Here is a 22,511-nt window from a genome sequence, read left to right on the forward strand (position 1 = left end):
CTGGTCTTTTCCCCCTCAACTGCCTAGCCTGCACGCATGGCAGACAATTCCTCCTCCCTCACCGTGCCCCATATCGTCCGTCGCGAGGACTATCGGCCGCCGGACTGGCTTGTTCCCGACATCGCGCTGGATTTCGATCTCGACGCCGCTGCAACGCGCGTCCATGCAACCTTGTCGGTCACGCGAAATGGCGATCATGACCGGCCGCTGAAACTGGATGGCGACGGCCTCCTGCCGCTGGAGATCAGGGTCGATGGCAACCCGCTCGCCGCGGACCAATGGTCGATGGACAGCGGCGCGCTGGTTATCGCGCTTCCCGACGCCGTTCATATAGTTGAAACGCTCGTGGAGATTGCGCCTCAGAACAACAGCAAACTGATGGGGCTTTATGCCAGCGGCGGCCTCCTCTGTACGCAATGCGAGGCGGAGGGTTTCCGGCGCATCACCTTCTTCCCCGACCGGCCCGATGTGCTGTCGCGCTATTCGGTGCGCATGGCGGCGGACAAGGCGCTCTACCCGGTGCTGCTCGCCAATGGCGATCCTGTCGAGCAGGGAGAGTTGCCCGGCGGCCGCCACTGGGCGCGCTGGAACGATCCCTTTCCCAAGCCCTGCTATCTGTTCGCGCTGGTCGCCGGCGACCTTGCCTGCAATGCCGACCGCTTCGTCACGATGAGCAGGCGGGAGGTGCAACTGGGAATATGGGTCAGGGAAGCGGATCTGCCCCGCACCGCCCATGCGATGCAGGCGCTCAGGAACAGCATGGCCTGGGATGAGCGCGTCTATGGCCGTGAATATGATCTGGACGTGTTCAACATCGTCGCCGTTGCCGATTTCAACTTCGGGGCGATGGAGAACAAGGGCCTCAACATCTTTAATTCACGCTACATATTGGCCGATCCGGAAACCGCGACCGACATCGACTATGACGGCGTCGAGGGGGTGGTGGCGCATGAATATTTCCACAACTGGTCGGGCAATCGCGTCACCTGCCGCGACTGGTTCCAACTCAGCCTGAAGGAAGGCTTCACCGTCTTCCGCGACCAGAATTTCTCCGCCGACATGGGATCGCATGCGGTCAAGCGGATCGAGGACGTCCGCATCCTTCGCGCGGCGCAGTTCCAGGAGGACAGCGGACCGCTCGCCCATCCGGTTCGTCCGGAATCCTATATGGAAATCAGCAACTTCTACACCGCGACCATCTACAATAAAGGCGCGGAGCTGATCCGCATGATGGCGCTGATGCTGGGTCCGGAGCGCTTCCGTGCCGGAACGGACCTCTATTTCGACCGGCATGATGGCGAGGCAGCGACCTGCGAGGATTTCGTGCGCGCGATGGAGGAGGGGGGAGAGATCGACCTCGGCCAGTTCCGCCTCTGGTACGAGCAGGCCGGCACGCCTCATGTCCGCGCCCTGCTGACCCACGACCCGGTTGCGCGCAGCGTGACATTGCTGCTGGAGCAGACGGTCCCGCCCACGCCTGGCCAGCCCGAAAAGCGGCCCATGGCCATCCCGCTGCGCACGGCTCTGTTCGATCCGGAAACGGGTGAGAACAGGGGCGATGAGCTGCTGATGCTGACCGAAGCGCGGCAGAGCTTCACCTTCCAGGGCTGGACGACCGCGCCCATCCTTTCGATCAATCGCGGCTTTTCCGCCCCGGTCATTGTCGAAACCAATCGCAGCCAGGCCGATCTTGCCTTCCTCTCGGCCCATGACGACGATCCCTTCGCCCGTTATGAGGCGATGCAGCAACTCATGGTCAATGTGCTGGTCGGCCGGATCGGCGGGCAGGCGGTCGATGAGGATGCGGTGATCGCCGCGATCCGCAACGCCGCCACCGATCCGCTGCTCGACCCCGCCTTCGTCGCGGAGGCGATCCGCCTGCCGAGCGAAGCCTATCTGGGCGATCAGATGGCGGTGGTCGATCCCGATGCGATCCACGCGGCGCGGGATGCGCTGCAACGGCGCATCGGCGCCGAACTGGAGCCGCTCTGGCGCGATATTCACGCCCGGACCCGGGCCAATGCCTTCGCCCTGTCGTCAGCCGCCAAGGGCGCCAGGAAGCTGCGCAACACGGCGCTGCTCTATCTTGCAGCTTCCGGCGCGGTCGATGGTCCGACCGTCGCCTTCGGCCAGTTCAGCGAGGCCGACAATATGACCGAGCGGCAGGCAGCGCTCGCGACATTGGCGAACGGCACCAGCGCGGAACGGGAAGCGGCGCTCGACATCTTCTACAACCGCTATCGTGACGATGCGCTGACGCTGGACAAATGGTTCCAGACCCAGGCCTTCGCCTTCCATCCCGATACGGTCGATCTGGTCGAGGAACTGGGCAGGCACAAGGATTTCACCCTGACCAATCCCAACCGGGTGCGCGCGCTCTATGGCGCCTTCGCAGGCAATCAATGGGCGTTCCATCACCCGTCGGGCAAGGGCTATCGTCTGGTGGCGGACTGCATCATCGCGCTCGACAAGCTGAACCCCCAGACCGCCGCCCGGCTGGTGCCGCCGCTCGGCCGCTGGAAACGGTTCGATGAACCACGCGCTGCGCTGATGCGGGCGGAATTGCAGCGCATCCTGCTTGAGCCGGGACTGTCGAAGGATGTGACGGAGCAGGTAAGCAAGAGTTTGGAGTAAAGACGTCCTTCCACCCCGCGCGTCACCCCAGCGAAAGCTGGGATGACGGCCAGGAACGGCGCCCTACCTTCCCGAAGTCGCCAGCCAGGCGGCCACATCCGCCGCCACCTTGTTCGCGGCGGCATTGAGCGGAGCGCCCACGCTGCTGGCGTCGATCTTGCCCCCGATCGGCGCGCTGGCGGTGAAGCGCTGCTTGGCGATGGCCGTGCCGCCCGGCCCGGTGAGCATCGCGTCATAGGTCACGACCGCGCTGTTGCTCGCCTCATCCACGCCGAAATCGACCAGTTCGCCCATCAGCCGCTGCCCGGCGTCGGCGGAATATTGGCCGGGGTCGAGCACGATGCGGTTGCTGGTGGCGGCGATGGTTTCGCCCAGCAGCTTCTGGAACAGGTGGCGCGGCGTGTCCGCCCATTGCACCTTCGTCACATAGGCGACCGACGTGGGGGAGGTGATCACCGGCACCCGCACCGTATCCAGCATCTTGGGCGCTTCGGGATCGGCCACCGTGATGGATGCGCCCGCCGATGCGCTGCGCAACGTGCCCGGGGCGACCTTCTGCGCGGCGTTGAGCGACAGCAGCCGTTCGGGCGGCTTGCCGCCGAAGGACACGCAGCCGGCCAGCATCGATGCGCCGAGGGCCACGGGCATCAGGCCAAGTTTCCTGTGAAACATCATCATGTCCCTCTTATCGCTTGTAATCAGGCAATTTGGGCGATCCGACGATCGATCCCGCGCCCTGCTGATCCAGTTTTTCCGCCACGCCGCGGAAGGAGCGCGACATTTCGCGCAGGTCGCGGACCAACTGGTTCACCTCCGGCATGGTCTGGTTGCTGAAGGCGTGGACGCCCGGCTGCGCCTCCGCAATGGTCTTGTCGAGCGTGTCGATGCTGCGCGTGGCCGACTGGATGCTCTTGCGCAGATCGGCCAGCAGCGGACGGCCCTCATCATTGACCATGGCGTCGGTGGACGCGGCCAGCTTGCCGATCTGTTCGGCGGCGATGCCGGTGCGCTGCACGGCGATGCGCGCCTCGGCCAGCGTTGCCGCGATTTCGGGGCTGCGGTCGGCCAGCGAGCCGGAAATCCGCTCCACATTGGCCAATATGCCGGCGATGGACTGCTGATTCTTGTCGTTCAGCAATTCCGTCAGCCGCTCGGTCAGCGTCGACAGCCGCTCCAGCAACTGCGGCGCATTGTTGAGCAGCTCGCCCAGCGCGCCCGGCTTGGTCGGGATCACCGGTACGCCATCGGGGCAGGAGGCGAGGGGGTTTTCCGCCGGGCAGGTGATCGGCGGCGCGCCCTTGACCGCGCCGTCCAGCACGATTTCCGACACGCCGGTAAAGCCCACCCCGGCAATGGTCGCGGTGGTCCCTTGCAGGATCGGCGTCCCTTCCTTCACCGAAATGCGCACCTTCACGAAGCTGGGATCGCGCTTCCACAGCTCGATCTTCTCCACCTGACCGGACGGCACGCCGGAATAGTTGACGCTCGATCCCTTGGCGAGGCCGTTGACCGACTGTTTGAAGAAGATGTCATATTCCATATTGTCGCCCTGGGAGAGGCGCGAAAACCAGAAAGCCGCGATCATGATCGCCGCCAGCAGCAGCAGCGTGACCGTGCCCACCAGCACATGGTTGGAGCGGGTTTCCATATCCTATCGCCTCTTGTCCTTTTCGCGAGCGACCGCCGCCGTCGCGGCGCGCCCGCGCGGGCCGTTGAAATATTCCTGAATCCACGGATGATCGGTCGCCAGCAGCTCATCGATGGTGCCGACCGCCGTCACCTTCCTGTCCGCCAGCACCGCCACCCGGTCGCAGATCGAATAGAGCGTGTCGAGATCATGGGTGATGAGGAAGACGGTGAGGCCCAGCGTCTGCTGCAATTTGCGCGTCTGGTCGTCGAAGGCGGCCGCGCCGATGGGATCAAGCCCGGCCGTGGGTTCATCGAGGAACAGCAGGTCGGGATCAAGCGCCAGCGCCCGCGCCAGCCCCGCGCGCTTCTTCATCCCGCCCGACAGTTCGGCGGGATATTTGGGACCCGCCTCGGCGGGCAGGCCGGTCATGCGGATCTTGTAGGCGGCAATCTCGTCGCGCAGCTTGGGGCCGATGTTCGGATAATATTCGCGGATCGGCACCTCGACATTCTCCGCGACCGTCAGCGTGGAGAACAGCGCGCCGCCCTGGAACAGCACGCCCCAGCGCTTGCGGATCGCCAGCGCCTCATCGTCCAGCCGGCCGATCATCGATTCCCCGAAGACGTGGACCTCGCCCTCATCGGGCGTCTGGAGGCCGATGATGGAGCGCATCAGCACCGACTTGCCTGTCCCCGACCCGCCGACCACGCCCAATATCTCGCCCTTGCGCACGTCGAGGTTCAGCCCCTCATGCACGACCTGGTCGCCGAAGCTGTTGCGCAGGTTGCGGACCGATATGGCGACATCATCGCGCTCCAGCGCCTTTTCGACCCGCTCTTCCTCCGCGCTCATCGCTTCTTCGGGCGTCATCAGTTCCAGCCCACCCAGGTGAAGAAGACGGCGAAGAAGGCGTCGAGCACGATGACGAGGAAGATCGCCTGCACCACCGCCGACGTCGTGCGCAGCCCCACTTCCTCGGCATTGGCCTTGACCTGCATGCCCTGGAAACAGCCGGCGAGCGCGATAATGACGCCGAAGACGGGCGCCTTGATCAGCCCCACCCACAGGTCGTGGATCGGCACCACCTCCCGCAGCCGCTGGACGAAGGTGATCGGCGGAATGTCGAGCGATACGGCGCAGAGGAACCCGCCGCCGACGATCGCGACGATGGAGGAATAAAAGCCGAGCAGCGGCATCATCACGACGACGGCCAGCGTGCGCGGCAGCACCAGCGCCTCCATGGGCGACACGCCGATGGTGCGCATGGCGTCGACCTCCTCGGTCAGCTTCATCGTCCCCAGTTGCGCGGCGAAGGCGGAACCGGACCGGCCCGCGACCATGATCGCCGTCATCAGCACGCCGAGTTCACGAAAGGTGAGGCGTCCGACCAGGTTGATCGTCAGCATCTCCATGCCGAACTGGCGGAGCTGCACCGAACCCTGCTGGGCGATGACGATGCCGATCAGGAAGCTCATCAGGCCGATGATGCCGAGCGCCGAGACGCCCACCACCTCGAACCGCTGGACCACCGCATTGATGCGGAACCGGCTGGGATGACGGATGACGTTCCACGTGGCCACCAGCGTTCCGCCGAAAAAGCCGAGCAGGCCCAGCATGGTGCTGCCGGCATTGACCACCGCTTCCCCGATCTGGCCGACGACGCGCTGCCAGGGCGGCACATAGTCGGGGCGGATGTTGACCGGTTCATCGACGCGGCCGACCGCCGCGATCAGCCGTTCCGCATCGCATTTGTCGCCCGTGATCTTGCAGTTCCAGCGCTTGATCGTGCGGTGCAGCACCCAGGCGCCGATCGTGTCAATATGTTCCACGCCCGACAGGTCGATGGTGTCGACCGGACCCTCTATCGCGTCCAGCCGGTCGGGCAGATGGTTGAGGCAAGCGATGGACATATTGCCCGAAAGCCGAATGACCGTCTCGCCGTCGCGGACTTCCTGAGCAAGATCAGCGGCTTTGTTCATCAAGGCGGTGGTGTGGTCCATTATCGGTTGCACGGCAAGCCGAAACGGCCCATCCGCACGATCAAACGAAGGGGCACCGCAAAAAGTTTCGGACATGGCATGACGCACAGGCTCGCAATCTACGATATGGACCGCACGGTCACCTTCAGCGGCACCTATACCGGCTTTCTGGTTCATGTCGCGAAACGCATGGCGCCGTGGCGTCTGGCGCTGTTTCCCGGCGTCATCCTGCTGATGCTGGCCTATGTGCTGAAGCTGATCAGCCGGCAGCGGCTGAAGGAAATGAACCAGGCGCTGATGATCGGCCATAATGTCGAGCGTGCCCGGCTGATGCCGCATGTGGAAAGCTATGCGGCGAAGGTGGTGGCCCATAATGTCCGTGCGGGCGCGTTGGCGCAGATCGCGAAGGACAGGGCGGACGGCTATCGGCTGGTGCTCGCCACCGCCTCCTACCGCCTTTATGTCGAGCCGATTGCCCGGCGGCTGGGCTTCGATGCGGTGATCGCGACCGATCATCTCTCGCAGGATCTGCGCTATGTCCGCGCCAGGATCGCGGGCGAGAACTGCTACGACACCGGCAAGCTGCGCATGATCAAGGCGTGGATGGCGGCCGAGGCGATCGACCGCGGCCAAGCGCATATCCGCGCCTATTCCGACCATGTGTCCGACGCGCCCATGCTGGAGTTCGCGGATGTTCCCTTCGCGTCCAATCCGCACAAGCCGCTGGCGAAGCTGGCGGCGGAACGGGGATGGAAACGGGTGGACTGGGCGTAAGGCTCGAGGGCGGCATAGGCGGTACGGGATGACGTGCTCCAGCCTTTGCAGGAGCATGATGCGCCGTTAAATCACCGGAGAAACCAGCGCCTCCCCGGCAAAATGCGCGGCGAGATTCGCCAACAGCATGCCCCGCATCCGCCCGACCGCCTCATAGGTCGCGCCGCCTGTATGCGGGGTCAGCACGATATTCGGCACATCGGCCCAGCGCGCTGCGGGCGTAGGCTCGCTCTCGAACACGTCCAGCGCCGCTCCGCCCAGCCGTCCCTCGCGCAGAGCCGCGATCAGTGCATGCTCATCCACCAATTGCCCCCGCGCGACATTCACCAGCAGCCCTTGTGGCCCCAGCGCGTCCATCACGGACGCATCGATCATCCCGCGATTCTCCTCGGTCGCCCTGGCCGCCACCACCATGACGTCACTGTCCCGCGCCAGCGCCGCCAGACTTTGCGCCCGTGGCCAGCGCAGTTCCGGCTTGTCTCGTGGCCCCCACCATCCGACCCTCATCCGCATCGCCCCGGCCCGTTCGGCCAAGGCGACCCCGATGCTCCCCATGCCGACGATCCCGATCGCCGCGCCCGCCATCGAGCGCGTGAGCATCTTCGCGCCCGCGCTCCATTCACCCGACCGCACCTGCCGGTCGCCCAGCACGATCTGCCGCCGGTGCGCGAGGATCAGCCCCAGGGCATGATCCGCGACATCCGCCGCATTCGCGTCCCCCGCATGGGTCACGGCCACGCCGCGCGCCCGTGCCCGGTCGAGATCCACCCCGTCATAGCCCACGGTGAAACAGGCGATCAGCCGCAGCGCCGCCATCCGCTCCAGCATCGCCGGGTCGAGCCGGAACTCGCCCGCCGTCACCAGCGCTTCGGCCTCCGCCAGCCGCGCCTGCCCGCTCTCCTCCCACAAGGCCATGACGTCATAATCGGGGGCCAGCACGTCCAGCAGCGGCGCCAGATGCGGCTGCGCCACCAGTATCACGGGGCGCGCTTCCCTCATCCCACCGCCCGCAAGGCCTGGGCGAAGTCCGCGATCAGATCTTCCGCATCCTCGCAGCCGATGGAGATGCGCACCATATTGTCGCTGATCGCCAGCGCCTTCTTGCGTTCGACGGGGACGGACAAATGCGTCATCGCCGCCGGATGGCTCGCCAGCGTCTCTGTCCCGCCCAGGCTGACGGCCAGCTTGGCGATCTTCAGCGCGTCCAGAAAGGCGAAGGCCTCCGCCTCGCCGCCCTTCAGGTAAAGCGAGAAGGTCGATCCCGCGCCCGTGCAATGCCGGCGGTAGATGTCCGCCTGCCGCTCCGTCTCCGGAAAGCCGAGATAGACGACCTTCTCCACCTGCGGCTGGTCCTTCAGCCAGGCACAGACCTTGGCCGCATTCTCGCCCGCGCGGCTCATGCGCAGTTCCAGCGTCTCCAGCGACCGCAGCAGCATCCAGGCGGAATGCGGGTCCAGGATCGTGCCGATGGTGTTCCGCATCAGCCGGATGGTGTTGATCAGCGCATTGGACCCCAGCACCCCGCCCGCGACCAGATCGCTGTGCCCGCCTGCATATTTGGTGAGGCTGTAGATGACGAGATCCGCCCCATGGCTCAGCGGATGCAGCCAGAGCGGCCCCAGGAAAGTATTGTCGATGGCGATGGGCGGTCGATATTCTTCGCCTGCGAAGGAAAAGTCGCGCCGCGCAACTACCGCCTCCAGATCGACGAGGACATTGGTCGGATTGGCCGGGCTTTCCAGATAGATTAGCGCCACGCGGCCCAGCGCCTTGGCCCGGTCGATCACCGCGCCGATCTCCTCCTCGCTCGCGCCCGCGGGGAAATCCAGCCACTGCACGCCGAACTTGCCGAGGATGCGTCCGATCAGCGATTCGGTCGCGGCATAGAGCGGCGCCGAATGGACGATCACGTCGCCCGGCTGCACCAAAGCCAGCAAGGTCGTTGCAATGGCGGACATGCCGCTGGAAAAGAGCAGGGCGTCCTCCGCCTCTTCCCAGACCGACAGCCGGTCCTCCGCAATCTCCTGATTTGGCCCATTGAAGCGCGAATAGACGAGGCCTTCGGCGCCGCCGGGGCGGATGCCAGTCACCCCCTCGAAATGCCGCTTGCCCGCTGCGGCGCTTTCGAAGGCGAAGGTGGAGGTGAGGAAGATCGGCGGCTTCAGCGATCCCTCGGACAGAGTGGGGTCATAGCCATGGCCCATCATCAACGTCGCGGGCTTCAGCTTGCGGCCTTCGATTTCCATGATCGGTTGCTTGGGGCGGCGGCGGTTGCGCGTGGGTTCCGCGCCCGTGAGGTCGGCTTCGGTTTCGCCGGTCATCGATGATCTCCTGCATGTTTGCGGCGTCTGTTGCGCCGCTGCGATGGCAGGGAGTGTAACGCTTTCGGGGGGGAAGGAGCCAGAGCGGATTGTTAGATTATTTCATGAAACCAAAGTTAAATTACTATGCGCTCCAGTTCCTGCTCAGGAGCGCGGAGCGTTTTGAGGCGAGGCAGCGTTGAACAGGATGACGTTTATGTCTTCTCATCCTACATCCTCCCCATGAACCAACGCCTACCCGAACCGCTGGAGCAATGGTTCACCTCACGCGGCTGGACGCCCCGCCGCCACCAGATCGACATGCTGAGCGCTGCCCGATCCGGCGACCACGCGCTGCTCGTCGCGCCCACCGGCGCGGGCAAGACGCTCGCCGGCTTCCTGCCGACCCTGGCCGACCTCATCGAAAATCCCGGTGAGGGCCTCCACACCCTCTATGTCTCGCCCCTCAAGGCGCTCGCCGTCGACGTGCGGCGCAACCTTCTGACGCCCATCGAGGAAATGGGCCTGCCGATCCGGGTGGAAACCCGCACCGGCGACACCCCTTCCGACCGCAAGGCGCGCCAGCGCGCCCGCCCGCCGCAAATCCTGCTCACCACGCCGGAATCGCTGTCGCTGCTGCTGAGCTATCCCGACAGCTTCCTGATGTTCCCAGGCCTGAAGACGGTCATCATCGATGAGGTCCACGCCTTCGCCACGCAAAAGCGCGGCGACATCCTCAACCTTTCCCTGTCCCGCCTCCAGAGCATCAATCCGGGCCTTCGCCGCGTGGCGCTGTCGGCGACCGTCGCCGATGTCGATGCCTATCGGGCCTGGCTGGCCCCGGACGGGGACATCGGCGCCGTCAATCCGGTCTTGGGAGAGGCGGGCGCCGATCCCAATGTCGCCATCCTCATCCCCGAAGGGCGCATTCCCTGGTCCGGGCACTCCGGCAAATATGCCGCCCGGCAGGTGATGGAGGAGATCGAGCGCCGCGCCACGACATTGGTCTTCTGCAACACGCGGGGCCTGGCGGAACTGATCTTCCAGGAACTCTGGTCGGTGAACGAGGCGAACCTGCCCATCGCCATCCATCATGGCAGCCTTTCCATCGAAGCCCGAAGGAAGGTGGAGGCGGCGATGGCGGCCGGCAGGTTGCGCGCGCTGGTCGCCACCGCCTCGCTCGATCTCGGCGTCGACTGGGGCAATGTGGACTGCGTGATCCAGATGGGCGCCCCCAAGGGCAGTTCGCGCCTGCTCCAGCGCATCGGGCGGGCCAATCACCGCCTCGACATGGCGTCCGAGGCGATCCTCATCCCCGGCAACCGTTTCGAATATCTCGAAGCCCGCGCGGCGCTGGACGCGGTGGAGGCGGGCGAGCGCGACACCGACGATTTCCGTCCGGGCAGCCTGGACGTCCTTGCCCAGCATGTCATGGGCCTCGCCTGCGCAGCGCCCTTTCGGGCGGACGATCTGCTGGCGGAAGTCCGGTCGGCCACCCCCTATGGCGCGTTGACGGAGGAAGCCTTTGCCAATGTCCTCCATTTCATCGAAGGCGGCGGCTATGCCCTGCGCGCCTATGACCGCTTCAAGCGGCTGACGCTTGGACCTGACGGTCTATGGCGCGTCTCCCATCCGCGCTTCATCCAGCAGCATCGCCTCAACGCCGGCATCATCGTCGACCAGCCCGCGCTCGCCGTCCGCTTCGCCAATGGGCGCAAGCTCGGCACGGTGGAGGAGGGCTTCGCCGCCACCTTGAGCCCCGGCGACTGCTTCTTCTTTTCCGGCACAGCATTGGAAGTGGTCCGTATGGACAGCACCGACCTCATCGTCCGCGCGACGTCCAGGCAGGCGCGCATCCCCAGCTGGGGCGGCACGCGCATGGCCATGTCCACGCGGCTGGCCGACCGCGTCCGCCACTTCCTGGCCGAACCGGAACAATGGTCCCGCTTTCCCGACGATGTGCGCGAATGGCTGGAGGTGCAGAAATATCGCTCGGCCCTGCCCGAACCGGGGCAATTGCTGATCGAGACATTCCCGCATGAGGGGCGGCACTATCTGGTCTGCTACAGTTTCGAAGGCTGGAACGCGCATCAGTCGCTGGGCATGCTGCTGACCCGCCGCATGGATGCGCAGGGGCTGATGCCGATGGGCTTCGTTTCCAACGACTATGCGCTGGCCGTTTATGGGCTGAAGCCGATCACCGACCCGCAGAGCCTCTTTTCGGCCGACATATTGGATCATGAATTCATCGAATGGGTCGAACAGTCGAGCCTGCTCAAGCGCGCCTTTCGCGACGTGGCCGTCATTTCCGGCCTGATAGAGCGCCAGCATCCCGGCAAGCGCAAGACGGGTCGGCAGGTCACTTTCTCGACCGACCTCATCTACGACGTGCTGCGCAAATATCAGCCCGATCATCTGCTGCTGAAGGCGGCGTGGGCCGACGCCCGCGCACGGATGACCGACGTGGGACGGTTGGGCGACCTGATCGACCGCGCCTCGGCCACCATGCTGCATGTCGATCTCGACCGGGTGAGCCCGCTCGCCGTCCCCGTGCTGATCCTCATCGGACGCGAGCAGGTCGCCCAGCATGAGGTGGAGGATGCCCTGCTCATCGAGGCCGAAGCCCTGGTTGCGGAAGCCATGCGCCCGGATTGAATGGGTGGTGGAGGCAGCCGGTCATTACGGCATTCATCGCCTCTGTCTTTGGGGAGTGGCGCAGCGGACGGCCATCTTCACCGATTCCAACGCACGGCGCTTCATCGATCAGACAAAATGAAGAGGGGCCGCGCAGATAAGCTGCGCGGCCCCTCTTTCGTTCAGTATTTCGCAGCGCTTCAGGCGGCCTGCTTCTCAGCCTTGTAGCGTTCGATCGCTTCCAGGGTGATGCGCTTGGCGTCTTCCGCGCCGCCCCAGGTGCCGATGCGCACCCACTTCTTCTTTTCCAGATCCTTATAGTGGGTGAAGAAATGCTCGATCTGCTCCATGACGATGCCGGGCAGGTCGTCCTTCTCACCAACGTTCGAATAATAGGGGAAGACCGAATCCGCCGGCACGCAGACCAGCTTTTCGTCGCCGCCCGCTTCATCCTCCAGGTTCAGCACGGCGATCGGGCGGGCCGCGACCACGGCGCCGGGAATGAAGGGCGAGCGGGCGATGACCAGCGCGTCCAGCGGATCGCCATCGGGCGACAGCGTGTGCGGCACAAAGCCGTAATTGGCCGGATAGCGCATCGGCGTATGCAGGATGCGGTCCACGAACAGCGCGCCCGACGCCTTGTCGAACTCATATTTGACGGGCTCGCCACCGACCGGAACCTCGATGATGACATTCAGGCTGTTGGGCGGATCGTCGCCCACCGGGATCAGTTCGATATTCATGGGACTTCAAGCCTTTTTCGATACGCGTTGGCGCTACGGGTGATTATGTTTTCGGTTTCAGCAGCCGGTCCAGGCTGCCTTCACCCTCTCCTGTCTTTTCGAGGCGCGGATAGCGCAGGCCGCCGGAATATGCGAGGGTCAAAGTGCGATAATATTTGTCCTGCTTCACTATGATCTGGAGCGGCTTTCCGGACTTGATCGCCGCCTTGAACACATCGCCCGAATATTCATCGCCATTGATCGCGAGGATCTTCGATCCGGTCGCCAGGCCAGCCTTGAAGGCTGGACTGTCCCAGACGACGTTGCTGATCTCGCCGTCATTCTTGACGATCATGCCGATGCCGAAGCTCTGGTCGGTGAACTTGCCCGATCCTTCGGCCGCCTTGGTGATGGCCCCCGGCGTGTCGCCATAGACCAGCCTGTAGCCGCCCAGCGTGAAGCCGCCCTTGGGTGTCTCCCTGGTCGTGCTGTCGACATATTTCTGGAAGAAGCCCGCCCAGTCATAGGGCGCGACTGCGTTGAGCGTCTTGATGACGTCGCCGCGATTATAGACGACCTGTCCCCAATCGCCCGGATTGATGCCGAAAAAGGCCCTGGCGAAATCGTCCAGGCCCTTGGCGCCCCTGGTCTGCTGGCGGATGATCGCATCCGCTTCCAGCCAGATCATCAGGCCTTCATTGTAATAATCCTCCGACCGCTGCCAGCTCGACCAGCCCTTGGGACGGCGGGCGGAGATGATGGGATCATGGGTGGTGTCCTCCATCGGCCGCCACTCGCGGCCCCGCGCCGTATCCAGCTTGGCCGCGATATGGGCATAGGCGTCCAGCGTTTCCTGCTTGGAGAACAGCCCGGATCGCGCGCCCAGCACATAGCCCCAGAACTGCGTCTGCCCTTCATAGACCCACAGCAGATTATCCTGCATCGGCACGTTGAAATCGGGTGTCCACAGCAGGTCCGGACGGCGGAACTTGCCGTCCCAGCTATGGGTGAATTCATGCGGCAAGAGGTTGCGGTCCAGCAGCGCATCGCCGTCGCCCCATTTCTTGAAATAGCCTGGCTCGACCTGATTCTCCGACGACCGGTGATGCTCCAGCCCGATGCCGCCCATCTCGTCGGTGATGGCGAACAGGAAGTCATAATGGTCGAAATGATAGGTGCCGAACAGTGCGCCCGCTTCATCGACCAGCTTCTTGTGCCTGGCGATCTGGTCGGGTTTGGCGTCCAGTTCGTCGGCATCGTCCGCGACGATGTTGAGCGTCACATTATGGCCCAGGTCCACGGGCTTGAAATGAAGGCCCGCGAACACCGGCGAATCCTGCAAGGCTTCATAGTCGATCGTCTCATAAGCGACGGTCGATCCGGTCTTCTTGCCCCGCAAGGCTGTCGCGGCCTGCCAGCCGTCGGGATAGGTCACGGTCGCCTGGATCGGAATCTGCCGCGTATAATAGCCCGCCGGATAGAGCGACACCGACTCCCACTGGATATTGAGCATCTTGGGCGTGACGACGACGCGGCCCTGATTGGGCTGGGTGGCGGACAGGAACTGAAAGGATGCGACGACCTGTTTCGTCCCCTGCGGCACGTCGATCACAAAGCCATAGACGTTGAGCGGATCGCGCTTCCACGCCAGCGGCTTGCCGTCGGCCGTGAAGCTGAGGCCGGTCAGCTTCTCGATCTGTCCGCGCGGCGCATGGTTGCCCGGCAGCCATTGCGGCATCAGCAGCGTCATCGGCCCGGCGGCGGCGACGGGGATGGTTTCCTTCACCCGGAAGATGCGCTGCACCGTATCGGTGGCGTCGACCTCCAGCCTGATCGTGCCGCCGGGATAGGGCGCATCCTTGGGCGCGGGCGCGGCATAGTCGACCGGCAGCGCCGTGGGTTTGGAGCGGATCGCATCCTGCGCGATCAGCGGGGTTGCGATCGCCGTGGAAAGGAAAAGGGCGGCAGCAAGGCTGCGGATCATGAACATCTCCGAAAAAGCGTGCGGTCGAACGACCGTATAACAACAGCATGGCGAGCCATTCCGCTCTCGTCCACCCCCAACTCTTCTTGGCATATTTTACGACAAAAAAGCGCGTTTCCTTGAGCCGTCTTTATCGTTAAAGGCGCTGCCCCATGGCGAAGATCGAAACCCCGCGCCCGGTGCGCGGCACGCAGGACATGCTGGGCGGCACGAGCGAAGCGTTTCAGGAACGTTTCGCCCATGTGGTCGCGACCTTCGACCGGGTGCGCAGGCTCTACGGATTCCAGCGGGTGGAAGTGCCGGTGTTCGAATCGACGGCGGTGTTCGCCCGCTCGCTGGGCGAAAGCACGGACGTCGTTTCCAAGGAAATGTACACGTTCGAGGATCGCGGCGGCGACAGCATCACCCTGCGCCCGGAATTCACGGCAGGCATTTCCCGCGCCTATATCACCGAGGGTTGGCAGCAATATGCGCCGCTGAAGGTGGCGACCCACGGCCCGCTCTTCCGTTACGAGCGTCCGCAAAAGGGCCGTTTCCGCCAGTTCCACCAGCTCGACGCCGAGGTCATCGGCGCGGGCGAGCCGGGCGCGGACGTGGAACTGCTGGTGCTGGCCGACCAGTTGCTGCGGGAACTGGGCGTATCGGAAGGCGTGACGCTCAACCTCAACACGCTGGGCGACGGCCCGAGCCGCGAAGCGTGGCGCGCCGCGCTGATCGCGCATTTCGAGGCGCATCGGGATCAGCTTTCGGAAGAGAGCCTTGATCGCCTGCACCGCAATCCGCTGCGCATCCTCGACAGCAAGGACCCACGCGACCGTCCGGTGGCGGACAGCGCGCCGGACATCGACGCCTATCTGACCGATGAAGCGCGCAGCTTCTTCGAAAAGGTGACGGCGGGCCTCGACGCGGCGGGTGTGGCGTGGGAGCGCAACGCCCGGCTGGTGCGCGGCCTCGATTATTACCGCCACACGGCGTTCGAGTTCATCACCGACCGGCTCGGCGCGCAGGGCACGGTGCTGGGCGGGGGGCGCTATGACGGGCTGATCGAGAATCTCGGCGGCCCCTCGACTCCGGCGGTCGGCTGGGCGGCGGGGATCGAGCGGCTGGCGATGCTGGTGGATATGCCGGAGATTGCCGGCCCGACCGTCGCCGTCATACCCATGGGCGAAGCCGCCGAAGTCAGGGCCACCGGCATCATCGCCGACCTGCGCCGCGCGGGCATTGCCTGCGACATGGGCTATCGCGGCAACATGAAGAAGCGGATGCAGCGGGCCAATGCTTCGGGCGCGGCCTGGGCGGTGATCCTAGGGGACGACGAACTGGCGCGGGGCGAGGCGGCCGTCCGCAATCTCGGCACGGGCGAACAGGAAGCCGTCGCCCTAGATGCGCTGATCGGGAAACTGGCAACGCGCTGATGCATATCTCCGCCGAACGCATCGCGCAGATCGAAGCGCGCCGGGACGAGGTGCAGGCGTCGATGACGCGTGCCGACCTCGCGCCGGAGGAGTTCGTGCGGCTGTCCAAGGAATATGCGGAGATCGAGCCGGTGGCCAGGGCCGCCCACGAAGTCCGCCGCCTGCGCCAGGAACTGAGCGCCCTCGAATATATGGCGGGCGGCGAGGATGCGGATGCCGACCCGCTGATGCGCGAAATGGCGCAGGAGGAGATGCAACTGATCAAAAGTCAGTTGCCGGAGGCCGAACGCGCCCTCGCGCTGCAATTGCTGCCCAGGGATGCCGCCGACGCGCGCCCGGCCATGCTGGAAATCCGCGCGGGGACGGGCGGCGACGAAGCGGCGCTGTTCGCGGGCGACCTGTTCCGCATGTACCAGCGCTATGCCGACGCGCAGGGCTGGAAGATGGAACTCATTTCCGCCAACGCCTCCGAAGTCGGTGGTTATAAGGAGGTCGTCGCCAGCGTCACCGGCACCGGCGTCTTCGCCAAGCTGAAGTTCGAGAGCGGCGTCCACCGTGTCCAGCGCGTTCCGGTCACGGAAAGCGGAGGACGCATCCACACCTCCGCCGCCACCGTCGCGGTGCTGCCGGAGCCGGAGGAGGTCGACGTCCAGATCGCGGACAGTGACCTCAAGATCGACATCTACCGGGCGTCCGGCGCGGGCGGCCAGCACGTCAACACCACCGATTCCGCCGTTCGCATCACCCACTTGCCCTCCGGCATCGTGGTGACGCAGCAGGACGAGCGATCCCAGCACAAGAACAAGGCGAAGGCGATGCAGGTGCTGCGCGCCCGCCTGTATGAGATGGAACGCGAGCGCGCCCAGAGCGAACAGGCCGGCGCGCGCAAGGCGATGGTGGGCTCCGGCGACCGGTCCGAACGCATCCGCACCTATAATTTCCCGCAAGGGCGGGTGACGGACCATCGCATCAACCTGACCCTGCACCGCCTGCCCGAAATCCTCGAAGGACCGGGCTTGTCCGAAGTCATCGACGCGCTGGTGGCGGAGGACGAAGCCGCCCGCCTCGCCCAACTGGATGGCGTGGCGTGATGCCGTCGCCCTCTCAACACCATCCGTCATTCCCGCGTAGGCGGGAATCCATCTCCCATAGGTTGCTACTTGGTGCAGCGTCTGGAGATGGGTTCCCGCTTTCGCGGGAATGACAAATATGGGGGTCGCTCCAGCCTTGCGTCAGGCAACCGCCCGCCTCACGCCCATCAGCGCGACCCCGCGCCTCGACGCGGAACTGCTCCTCGCCCATGCGCTTGAGATCGACCGCAACGAGTTGCTGATGCGCCAGCGCGACCTCAGCGTCCCGCCCGGCTTCGAAGCGCTGATCGACCGCCGCCTGACCGGCGAACCCATCGCCTATATAACCGGCGCGCGCGATTTCTGGACGATCAGCCTGCGCGTCACGCCCGATGTCCTCATTCCCCGTCCTGACAGCGAAACGCTGATCGAGGCCGCTCTCGACCATTTCGGCGCGCGGAGTCCCTCCCGCATCCTTGACCTCGGCACCGGTTCCGGCGCGCTGTTGCTCGCGGCGCTCAGCCAATGGCCGCAGGCAAGCGGGGTGGGCGTTGATATTTCCCCGGCGGCGCTGGCGGTCGCCCAGGGCAATGCCGATCGGCTGGATCTCAGCGAACGCGCCTATTTCCGGATGGGCGACTGGGCGGAGGGAATGGACGGCTCCTTCGACCTGATCCTGATCAATCCACCCTATATCGCCCGCGACGTTGCGTTGGCGGGCGACGTCCTCCATGAGCCCGAAAGCGCCCTTTTCGCAGGCGCGGACGGGCTGGATGACTATCGCCGGATCGCGCCGATGCTGCCCCGGCTGCTGGCGCCGGACGGGATGGCCGCCATCGAGATCGGCTACGACCAACGGCTCAGCGTCTCCACCCTGCTTGCCGATCAAGGACTTAGCGTCGCGGTCCGCCACGATCTCGCCGGTCATGACCGCTGCCTGATCGCAACCGTGGCTCCATCCGTCTGACCCGGCGAAGGATTTGCGCCGGCACAAGCTAAAATTGCTTGGTTTATGGCCGGGAAGCCACTACATGGAGCTTAGGGACGGCACTATCCTGAGGATCTGCCCTGTGGGGCCGCGACAAGAAAAGGCCGTTTTCCCGCTCCTTCAAAGTCACGACGGCGCTGCTGCGCAGGCGCCTCTGGCAGGTCAAGGGCATAGGCCGATCGCTCGGCCCCTGCCTGGCGGAGCCTTATCCGGCCTGATGGTCAGGCCGTGCTGAAGGATGGCGACTGAACAGTGTTTTTCCGTGAATGATGGCAAAGTGAACGCAAGGATCAGCTCTTGATCAACAACAGGCAGGCCGGTCGCCGGAATCGCGGCCGGAACAACAATAATGGCCGGCCCAACGGTGGCAATCGGGGCGGCGGTGACAATGGCAACCGGATCGACAGCCGCGCGCGCGGCAATGCGGCCCAGCTTCTTGAAAAATACAAGAATATGGCGCGCGATGCCCAGATGGCGGGCGATCGGGTGAATGCGGAATATTATCTGCAGTTTGCCGACCATTATTTCCGCGTGCTGGCCGACAATCGCGCCCGTCAGGAGGAGCAGCAGCAACGCTTCCGCCCGCGCGACGAAAGCTTCGACGAGAATTTCGACGATTTCGATGCCGGGGACGAAGCGGGCGAGGACGGGCGCGCCGATCAGGCGAGCGACCGCGGGCAGGACTTCGATCGCCGTCGGGACGAGCAGCGCGATTATCGCGAAGGCCGGAACGACCGCAATCGGCGCGATCGCAATGACCGGAACGACCGCAACGATCGTAACGAACGGCGCCGGGAACGCCCGCCGGTAGAGGAAGTGGCCATCGAGGAAGCCGTGGAACAGCGGCAGCCCGAAACCGCGCCTCAGCCGTCGGCCCCCATGCAGGCCGCTCCGGAATCGCAGCCCGAGGCTGAGGCTCCCCGCGCCCGTCGCGGACGTCCGCGCAAGGCGGCGGCCGCGCAGGAGGAAGGCCAGGGCGGTCTGGATCTGGCGGTGCTGCCGCCCTCGATCGCGCGCGCCGACAATGATGCGGAACCTGCCGCTGAAGCCCCGCGCAAGCGCACCCGCCGGGCCCGGCCTGCTGCTGAAGCCGCCGAATAGGCGCCGGTTCCACCCGGATGGGTGGGGACGAGCGTCAAGAAAAGGGGACAGTGCCGCTGCGCTGTTCCCTTTTTCATGCTTCCGGCACGGCCTCGACGGGATCAGGCAATGGGCAGCGGACGCGGCCGGTGATTTTCATCCAAAGCGACGAAGGTGAACAGGCCGCTCGTCAGTTCGACCTTCGTCTCCTGCGATCCCCGCGTCGCGACGACATCGATCCGGATGGCGACCGATGTCCGTCCCCGCCTTTCCTCATGGGCATAGACCGACACGATGTCGCCCAGCAGGATCGGGGCAATGAACGTCATGCCCTCTATCGCGACGGTCGCTACGGCGCCCCGGGCGATCCGGGCGGCGATGATGCCGCCGGCAATGTCCATCTGGCTCAACACCCAGCCGCCGAAAATATGCCCATTGGCGTTGATGTCCGTGATGTGCGGCACCACGCGCAACACCACTTCGCCCTTTTCGTCAGTCATCACTGGAAACCTCATCCTTCATCCGGTCGATGACCTGTTCGTCATGTCCCGTTCCGCTCGACAGAAATGCCAGCGCCATCAGACCCGTCTCCAACATGAACGTCAACCAGACGCCCAATATGGTGGCGATGACCATATGGATCGGCATGGGGCCCGCCCACCAGCGCAGGAAGAGCAGCGCCGCCCCGACGCACAATGCGCCGCCTAGCGCCATCCATCCCATGATGCGGCGGAACCGCCGCCATGCGACCTGCGCGACCTGCGGGTCATCAAGTCCTTGTCTGTGCGTCATCCCTTTCCTTTGGAGTGTGAAAGTGGGATCATCAAGGGACTGAGGCATTTAGCCGGCAGGCAGGGAGACGGACCATGACGATCGCGGCGATTCTGCAACGCAAGGGACAGGATGTCGTCCAGGTGCAATCGGGCGACACGGTCCTGTCGGTGGTGCAATTGCTGGCCGAGCGGCGGATCGGCTGCGTCCCGGTGGTGGATGACGGCAAGGTGGTCGGCATCTTCTCCGAACGCGACCTGGTCTATCGCGTGGCGCAGGAGGGGGCAGGGGTTCTGGAGCGCCCGGTGGGGGAGATCATGACGGCCCCGGCGATCACCACGGACGAGCGGACGCCCGTCATCCACTGCCTGTCGCTGATGACGAAGCGGCGCATCCGGCATCTGCCCGTCGTGGTCGACGGCGCGCTGGTCGGACTGGTGTCGATAGGCGATCTGGTGAAGTTCCGCATCGATTCGATCGAATCGGAAGCGGCCGCCCTGCGCGACTATATCCAGACCGCCTGACCCGTTTCACGCGGGCGCCTCGACCGGCGGGGCCCGCCGAACGACCAGCGCGACCAGCTCCATCAGCGTCCCCCGCGCGCACAGCATCAGCGCGGCCAGAAAGGCCAGGCCCCCCGCCGGAACCAATATCCCCAGCCGGATCGGCGCGGCGAGGGGCGGCAAGAGCCGGTCGATCGTCATCACTGCCGCAGCCATCAACAGCGAACAGCCAAGCCCCGGCGCCGCCGCCCGCATCAGGTCGATCAGCCGCAACCCCATCGGCGCGCCCGCCAGCCGGGCGGTGACGAGCGTGAGTATCGGAAAGGCGCACAGCCAGGCCCAGGCCAGTCCGATCGCCCCGAAACGAATCCCGATCAAGAAGGCCGCCGGCATCAGCACCGCGCCCACCGCCGCCACCCGCGCCGTCGTCCCCGGCCGGCCCAGCGCATTGCTGACCGGCGCGAACATCACCTGCAACGTCATGAACGGCATGGCGAGCGCCAGAATCGCGACGAAAGGCGCCATGTCCCGCCACTTCGCCCCGAACAGCGTCTCGACCAGCGGCCCCGCCGTCGCCGCCATGCCCAGATAGACCGGGCAGCTAATCAGCAGCAGCAGCCGCACCGCCTTGCAGAAGGACCATGCGATTCGCGACGGGTCCTTCTGCATCCGCGCATAGGCAGGAAAGGCCACGTCATTGAGCGGCGGGATGAATTTGCTGACGAATATCTGCGTCAGGAACAGCGCTTCGGCATAAAGGCCCAGTTGATGCGGCTCCAGCACGCGCCCGCCGATGAAGATGTCGGCCTGACTCTGCACGATCCAGAAAAGCTGCCCCCCCAGCAGCGACGCGCCATAGGCCACCATCGCTCCGGTCCCGCGGAAATCGAAACTGGGAATCGGCATGAACCCGGTCGCCAGCACATAGCCTATGCCCTTGACCCAGAATCCCGCAATCGGCGCGAACACCAATGTCCAGACGCCCCAGCCCGACAGCGCCCCGGTCAGCGCCACCGCCGCAGACGCGATGGCCGCGATCAGGTTGACCAGCGCGGGCCGCCGGAAATCCATCGCCCGGCCCATGATCGCCTCGGGAATCGAGATGAAGGGCGTCGACAGATAGAGCAGCGCCTGCACCCGCAGCAGATCCGCAACCATGGGCTGCTCATAATAGGCCGCTGCCAGCGGAGCGACCGCAAGCTGGGCCAGGGCAAGTCCGCCGTTCAGCAACAGCATGATGCCGAACGCCTGCCGCAATTTGTGCGTCTCGACGGTTTCGGACTGCACCAGCGCGCTCACCAGCCCATAGCCGTTGAGGAAGGTCGCGAAGTTCAGGATCACCTGCGTCATTGCGAACAGACCGTAATCGGCGGGATCGAGCATTCGAATCACGGCCAATGTCACGACCCAGCTCAGCATCTGCGCCACGATCTGGCTGCCCGACCGCCAGAGGATCGCGCTTCTTATCTTCGAGCCAAAACCGGCGTCGCTTGCGTCGGCGTCCTGCAAACCCATCTTCATTCCTGTTTTCCGGACCGTTCATGGCCGCGGGGCCCCTCTATCCGGCAAGTCCCAAAAAATTCTGAAATAAAATTGCAAAAAGGGTTTGACGGTTCGGGAAGCCCTCCATATATGCCCCTTCACCGACGCGGCGCTGCCCCACAGGGACGGCGGAAACGACGGTCGCCAACATGTACGGACGCTGGTCTCCCGGAACGCAAGGAACGGGGTAGGATGGCTGTCCGGTATGGTTGTCGGCTCTTTGACATTGTTGATTGATGAAGGGACATGTGGGCGGCGGCTCCGGGTTCTTGCGGCTTCTAGGCGCAGGGTACTCGGTTAAATTAGCCATCCTCACAATGTCCTTACACACCATGTAAGATTTGTGCAGGAATGGCTCCTAGAAATGAGCGGTTTCGGTTTGGGATTATTCCTCCTGGATCGAGATCGGACATCAAACTTGAGAGTTTGATCCTGGCTCAGAACGAACGCTGGCGGCATGCCTAATACATGCAAGTCGAACGAGC

The 22,511-nt window shown here is 64.7% G+C and carries 19 protein-coding genes and 1 rRNA gene; 9 read left to right on the forward strand and 11 right to left on the reverse strand.

Going from position 1 to position 22,511, the window contains the following annotated elements; all coding sequences use genetic code 11:
- Window positions 1-36: 36 nt before the first annotated feature.
- Window positions 37-2,634, forward strand: coding sequence for an aminopeptidase N (pepN, locus tag A8G00_RS17290; protein WP_103001254.1), 2,598 nt, complete (start codon window positions 37-39; stop codon window positions 2,632-2,634).
- Between the two features lie 63 nt (window positions 2,635-2,697).
- Here the strand turns inward: pepN and A8G00_RS17295 are convergent, their stop codons facing one another.
- From A8G00_RS17295 to A8G00_RS17310, 4 genes are read right to left on the reverse strand one after another with little or no spacing between them, the layout of a single operon-like run.
- Window positions 2,698-3,312 (reverse strand): ABC-type transport auxiliary lipoprotein family protein, encoded by a 615-nt coding sequence (locus A8G00_RS17295; RefSeq protein ID WP_082166215.1) that lies wholly within the window; start codon window positions 3,310-3,312, stop codon window positions 2,698-2,700.
- A 7-nt stretch (window positions 3,313-3,319) separates the two neighbouring features.
- The gene (locus tag A8G00_RS17300) at window positions 3,320-4,282 is read right to left on the reverse strand and encodes an MlaD family protein (protein ID WP_044660606.1); all 963 of its coding nucleotides are present in this window, start codon (window positions 4,280-4,282) and stop codon (window positions 3,320-3,322) included.
- Between the two features lie 3 nt (window positions 4,283-4,285).
- Window positions 4,286-5,134: an ABC transporter ATP-binding protein gene (locus A8G00_RS17305; RefSeq protein WP_044660607.1), complete on the reverse strand. Its 849-nt coding sequence runs from the start codon at window positions 5,132-5,134 to the stop codon at window positions 4,286-4,288.
- Window positions 5,134-6,243, reverse strand: coding sequence for an ABC transporter permease (locus A8G00_RS17310; protein ID WP_103001264.1), 1,110 nt, complete (start codon window positions 6,241-6,243; stop codon window positions 5,134-5,136). Before A8G00_RS17310 ends, A8G00_RS17305 begins: the two co-directional genes overlap by 1 nt.
- A gap of 99 nt (window positions 6,244-6,342) precedes the next feature.
- Between A8G00_RS17310 and A8G00_RS17315 the strand changes: the two genes are divergently transcribed.
- Complete coding sequence (locus A8G00_RS17315) at window positions 6,343-7,017, forward strand: HAD family phosphatase (protein WP_103001255.1); 675 nt, start codon at window positions 6,343-6,345, stop codon at window positions 7,015-7,017.
- Window positions 7,018-7,083: 66 nt separating this feature from the next.
- Here the strand turns inward: A8G00_RS17315 and A8G00_RS17320 are convergent, their stop codons facing one another.
- Together A8G00_RS17320 and A8G00_RS17325 are read right to left on the reverse strand one after the other, a co-directional pair.
- Entirely contained in the window at window positions 7,084-8,016 is a 933-nt protein-coding gene (locus tag A8G00_RS17320; RefSeq protein ID WP_103001256.1) for a 2-hydroxyacid dehydrogenase, read from the reverse strand.
- The gene (locus tag A8G00_RS17325) at window positions 8,013-9,338 is read right to left on the reverse strand and encodes a cystathionine gamma-synthase family protein (RefSeq protein ID WP_103001257.1); all 1,326 of its coding nucleotides are present in this window, start codon (window positions 9,336-9,338) and stop codon (window positions 8,013-8,015) included. Before A8G00_RS17325 ends, A8G00_RS17320 begins: the two co-directional genes overlap by 4 nt.
- A gap of 222 nt (window positions 9,339-9,560) precedes the next feature.
- On the opposite strand from A8G00_RS17325, the gene A8G00_RS17330 reads away from it, so the two are divergent.
- Entirely contained in the window at window positions 9,561-11,972 is a 2,412-nt protein-coding gene (locus A8G00_RS17330) for a ligase-associated DNA damage response DEXH box helicase (protein WP_103001258.1), read from the forward strand.
- A 179-nt stretch (window positions 11,973-12,151) separates the two neighbouring features.
- Here A8G00_RS17330 and ppa read toward each other — a convergent pair whose 3' ends face one another.
- Together ppa and A8G00_RS17340 are read right to left on the reverse strand one after the other, a co-directional pair.
- Entirely contained in the window at window positions 12,152-12,694 is a 543-nt protein-coding gene (ppa, locus tag A8G00_RS17335; RefSeq protein ID WP_025550754.1) for an inorganic diphosphatase, read from the reverse strand.
- 43 nt (window positions 12,695-12,737) lie between these two features.
- Window positions 12,738-14,657, reverse strand: coding sequence for a M61 family metallopeptidase (locus A8G00_RS17340; RefSeq protein ID WP_044662861.1), 1,920 nt, complete (start codon window positions 14,655-14,657; stop codon window positions 12,738-12,740).
- 152 nt (window positions 14,658-14,809) lie between these two features.
- Here A8G00_RS17340 and hisS point away from each other — a divergent pair, with 152 nt between their 5' ends.
- The 4 genes from hisS (at window position 14,810) to A8G00_RS17360 (ending at window position 19,231) form a co-directional block, all read left to right on the forward strand.
- On the forward strand, window positions 14,810-16,072 hold the full coding sequence (hisS, locus tag A8G00_RS17345; protein ID WP_044660611.1) for a histidine--tRNA ligase: 1,263 nt from the start codon (window positions 14,810-14,812) through the stop codon (window positions 16,070-16,072).
- On the forward strand, window positions 16,069-17,163 hold the full coding sequence (prfA, locus tag A8G00_RS17350) for a peptide chain release factor 1 (protein WP_172451899.1): 1,095 nt from the start codon (window positions 16,069-16,071) through the stop codon (window positions 17,161-17,163). The genes hisS and prfA overlap by 4 nt, the downstream gene beginning before the upstream one ends.
- 118 nt (window positions 17,164-17,281) lie before the next feature.
- On the forward strand, window positions 17,282-18,109 hold the full coding sequence (gene prmC, locus A8G00_RS17355; protein ID WP_103001260.1) for a peptide chain release factor N(5)-glutamine methyltransferase: 828 nt from the start codon (window positions 17,282-17,284) through the stop codon (window positions 18,107-18,109).
- A 318-nt stretch (window positions 18,110-18,427) separates the two neighbouring features.
- Window positions 18,428-19,231, forward strand: coding sequence for a DUF4167 domain-containing protein (locus A8G00_RS17360; protein ID WP_061934333.1), 804 nt, complete (start codon window positions 18,428-18,430; stop codon window positions 19,229-19,231).
- A 101-nt stretch (window positions 19,232-19,332) separates the two neighbouring features.
- Here A8G00_RS17360 and A8G00_RS17365 read toward each other — a convergent pair whose 3' ends face one another.
- Together A8G00_RS17365 and A8G00_RS17370 are read right to left on the reverse strand one after the other, a co-directional pair.
- Window positions 19,333-19,710 carry an acyl-CoA thioesterase gene (locus tag A8G00_RS17365; protein ID WP_103001261.1) on the reverse strand — a complete coding sequence of 126 codons (378 nt, stop codon included), beginning with the start codon at window positions 19,708-19,710 and terminating at the stop codon, window positions 19,333-19,335.
- Window positions 19,703-20,002, reverse strand: coding sequence for a hypothetical protein (locus tag A8G00_RS17370; protein WP_103001262.1), 300 nt, complete (start codon window positions 20,000-20,002; stop codon window positions 19,703-19,705). Before A8G00_RS17370 ends, A8G00_RS17365 begins: the two co-directional genes overlap by 8 nt.
- Before the next feature lie 74 nt (window positions 20,003-20,076).
- Here A8G00_RS17370 and A8G00_RS17375 point away from each other — a divergent pair, with 74 nt between their 5' ends.
- On the forward strand, window positions 20,077-20,505 hold the full coding sequence (locus A8G00_RS17375) for a CBS domain-containing protein (protein ID WP_044660616.1): 429 nt from the start codon (window positions 20,077-20,079) through the stop codon (window positions 20,503-20,505).
- 6 nt (window positions 20,506-20,511) lie between these two features.
- On the opposite strand, the gene A8G00_RS17380 is transcribed toward A8G00_RS17375, so the two are convergent.
- Entirely contained in the window at window positions 20,512-21,999 is a 1,488-nt protein-coding gene (locus tag A8G00_RS17380) for a lipopolysaccharide biosynthesis protein (RefSeq protein ID WP_172451897.1), read from the reverse strand.
- Window positions 22,000-22,440: 441 nt separating this feature from the next.
- Between A8G00_RS17380 and A8G00_RS17385 the strand changes: the two genes are divergently transcribed.
- Window positions 22,441-22,511 (forward strand): 16S ribosomal RNA (locus tag A8G00_RS17385); the annotation flags it as partial.

This window comes from Sphingobium sp. SA916, from assembly GCF_002894065.1.
In the GTDB taxonomy this organism is placed as follows: Bacteria; Pseudomonadota; Alphaproteobacteria; order Sphingomonadales; family Sphingomonadaceae; genus Sphingobium; species Sphingobium fuliginis.

Coding starts and splice junctions, on each gene's coding strand:
- prmC (WP_103001260.1), top strand. CDS start 17,282: ATGGGGGTCGCTCCAGCCTTGCGTCAGGCAACCGCCCGCCTCACGCCC.
- A8G00_RS17295 (WP_082166215.1), bottom strand. CDS start 3,312: ATGATGATGTTTCACAGGAAACTTGGCCTGATGCCCGTGGCCCTCGGC.
- A8G00_RS17370 (WP_103001262.1), bottom strand. CDS start 20,002: ATGACGCACAGACAAGGACTTGATGACCCGCAGGTCGCGCAGGTCGCA.
- A8G00_RS17380 (WP_172451897.1), bottom strand. CDS start 21,999: ATGGGTTTGCAGGACGCCGACGCAAGCGACGCCGGTTTTGGCTCGAAG.
- pepN (WP_103001254.1), top strand. CDS start 37: ATGGCAGACAATTCCTCCTCCCTCACCGTGCCCCATATCGTCCGTCGC.
- A8G00_RS17325 (WP_103001257.1), bottom strand. CDS start 9,338: ATGACCGGCGAAACCGAAGCCGACCTCACGGGCGCGGAACCCACGCGC.
- hisS (WP_044660611.1), top strand. CDS start 14,810: ATGGCGAAGATCGAAACCCCGCGCCCGGTGCGCGGCACGCAGGACATG.
- A8G00_RS17375 (WP_044660616.1), top strand. CDS start 20,077: ATGACGATCGCGGCGATTCTGCAACGCAAGGGACAGGATGTCGTCCAG.
- A8G00_RS17340 (WP_044662861.1), bottom strand. CDS start 14,657: ATGATCCGCAGCCTTGCTGCCGCCCTTTTCCTTTCCACGGCGATCGCA.
- A8G00_RS17310 (WP_103001264.1), bottom strand. CDS start 6,243: ATGAACAAAGCCGCTGATCTTGCTCAGGAAGTCCGCGACGGCGAGACG.
- A8G00_RS17315 (WP_103001255.1), top strand. CDS start 6,343: ATGACGCACAGGCTCGCAATCTACGATATGGACCGCACGGTCACCTTC.
- ppa (WP_025550754.1), bottom strand. CDS start 12,694: ATGAATATCGAACTGATCCCGGTGGGCGACGATCCGCCCAACAGCCTG.
- A8G00_RS17320 (WP_103001256.1), bottom strand. CDS start 8,016: ATGAGGGAAGCGCGCCCCGTGATACTGGTGGCGCAGCCGCATCTGGCG.
- A8G00_RS17330 (WP_103001258.1), top strand. CDS start 9,561: ATGAACCAACGCCTACCCGAACCGCTGGAGCAATGGTTCACCTCACGC.
- A8G00_RS17305 (WP_044660607.1), bottom strand. CDS start 5,134: ATGACGCCCGAAGAAGCGATGAGCGCGGAGGAAGAGCGGGTCGAAAAG.
- A8G00_RS17365 (WP_103001261.1), bottom strand. CDS start 19,710: ATGACTGACGAAAAGGGCGAAGTGGTGTTGCGCGTGGTGCCGCACATC.
- A8G00_RS17300 (WP_044660606.1), bottom strand. CDS start 4,282: ATGGAAACCCGCTCCAACCATGTGCTGGTGGGCACGGTCACGCTGCTG.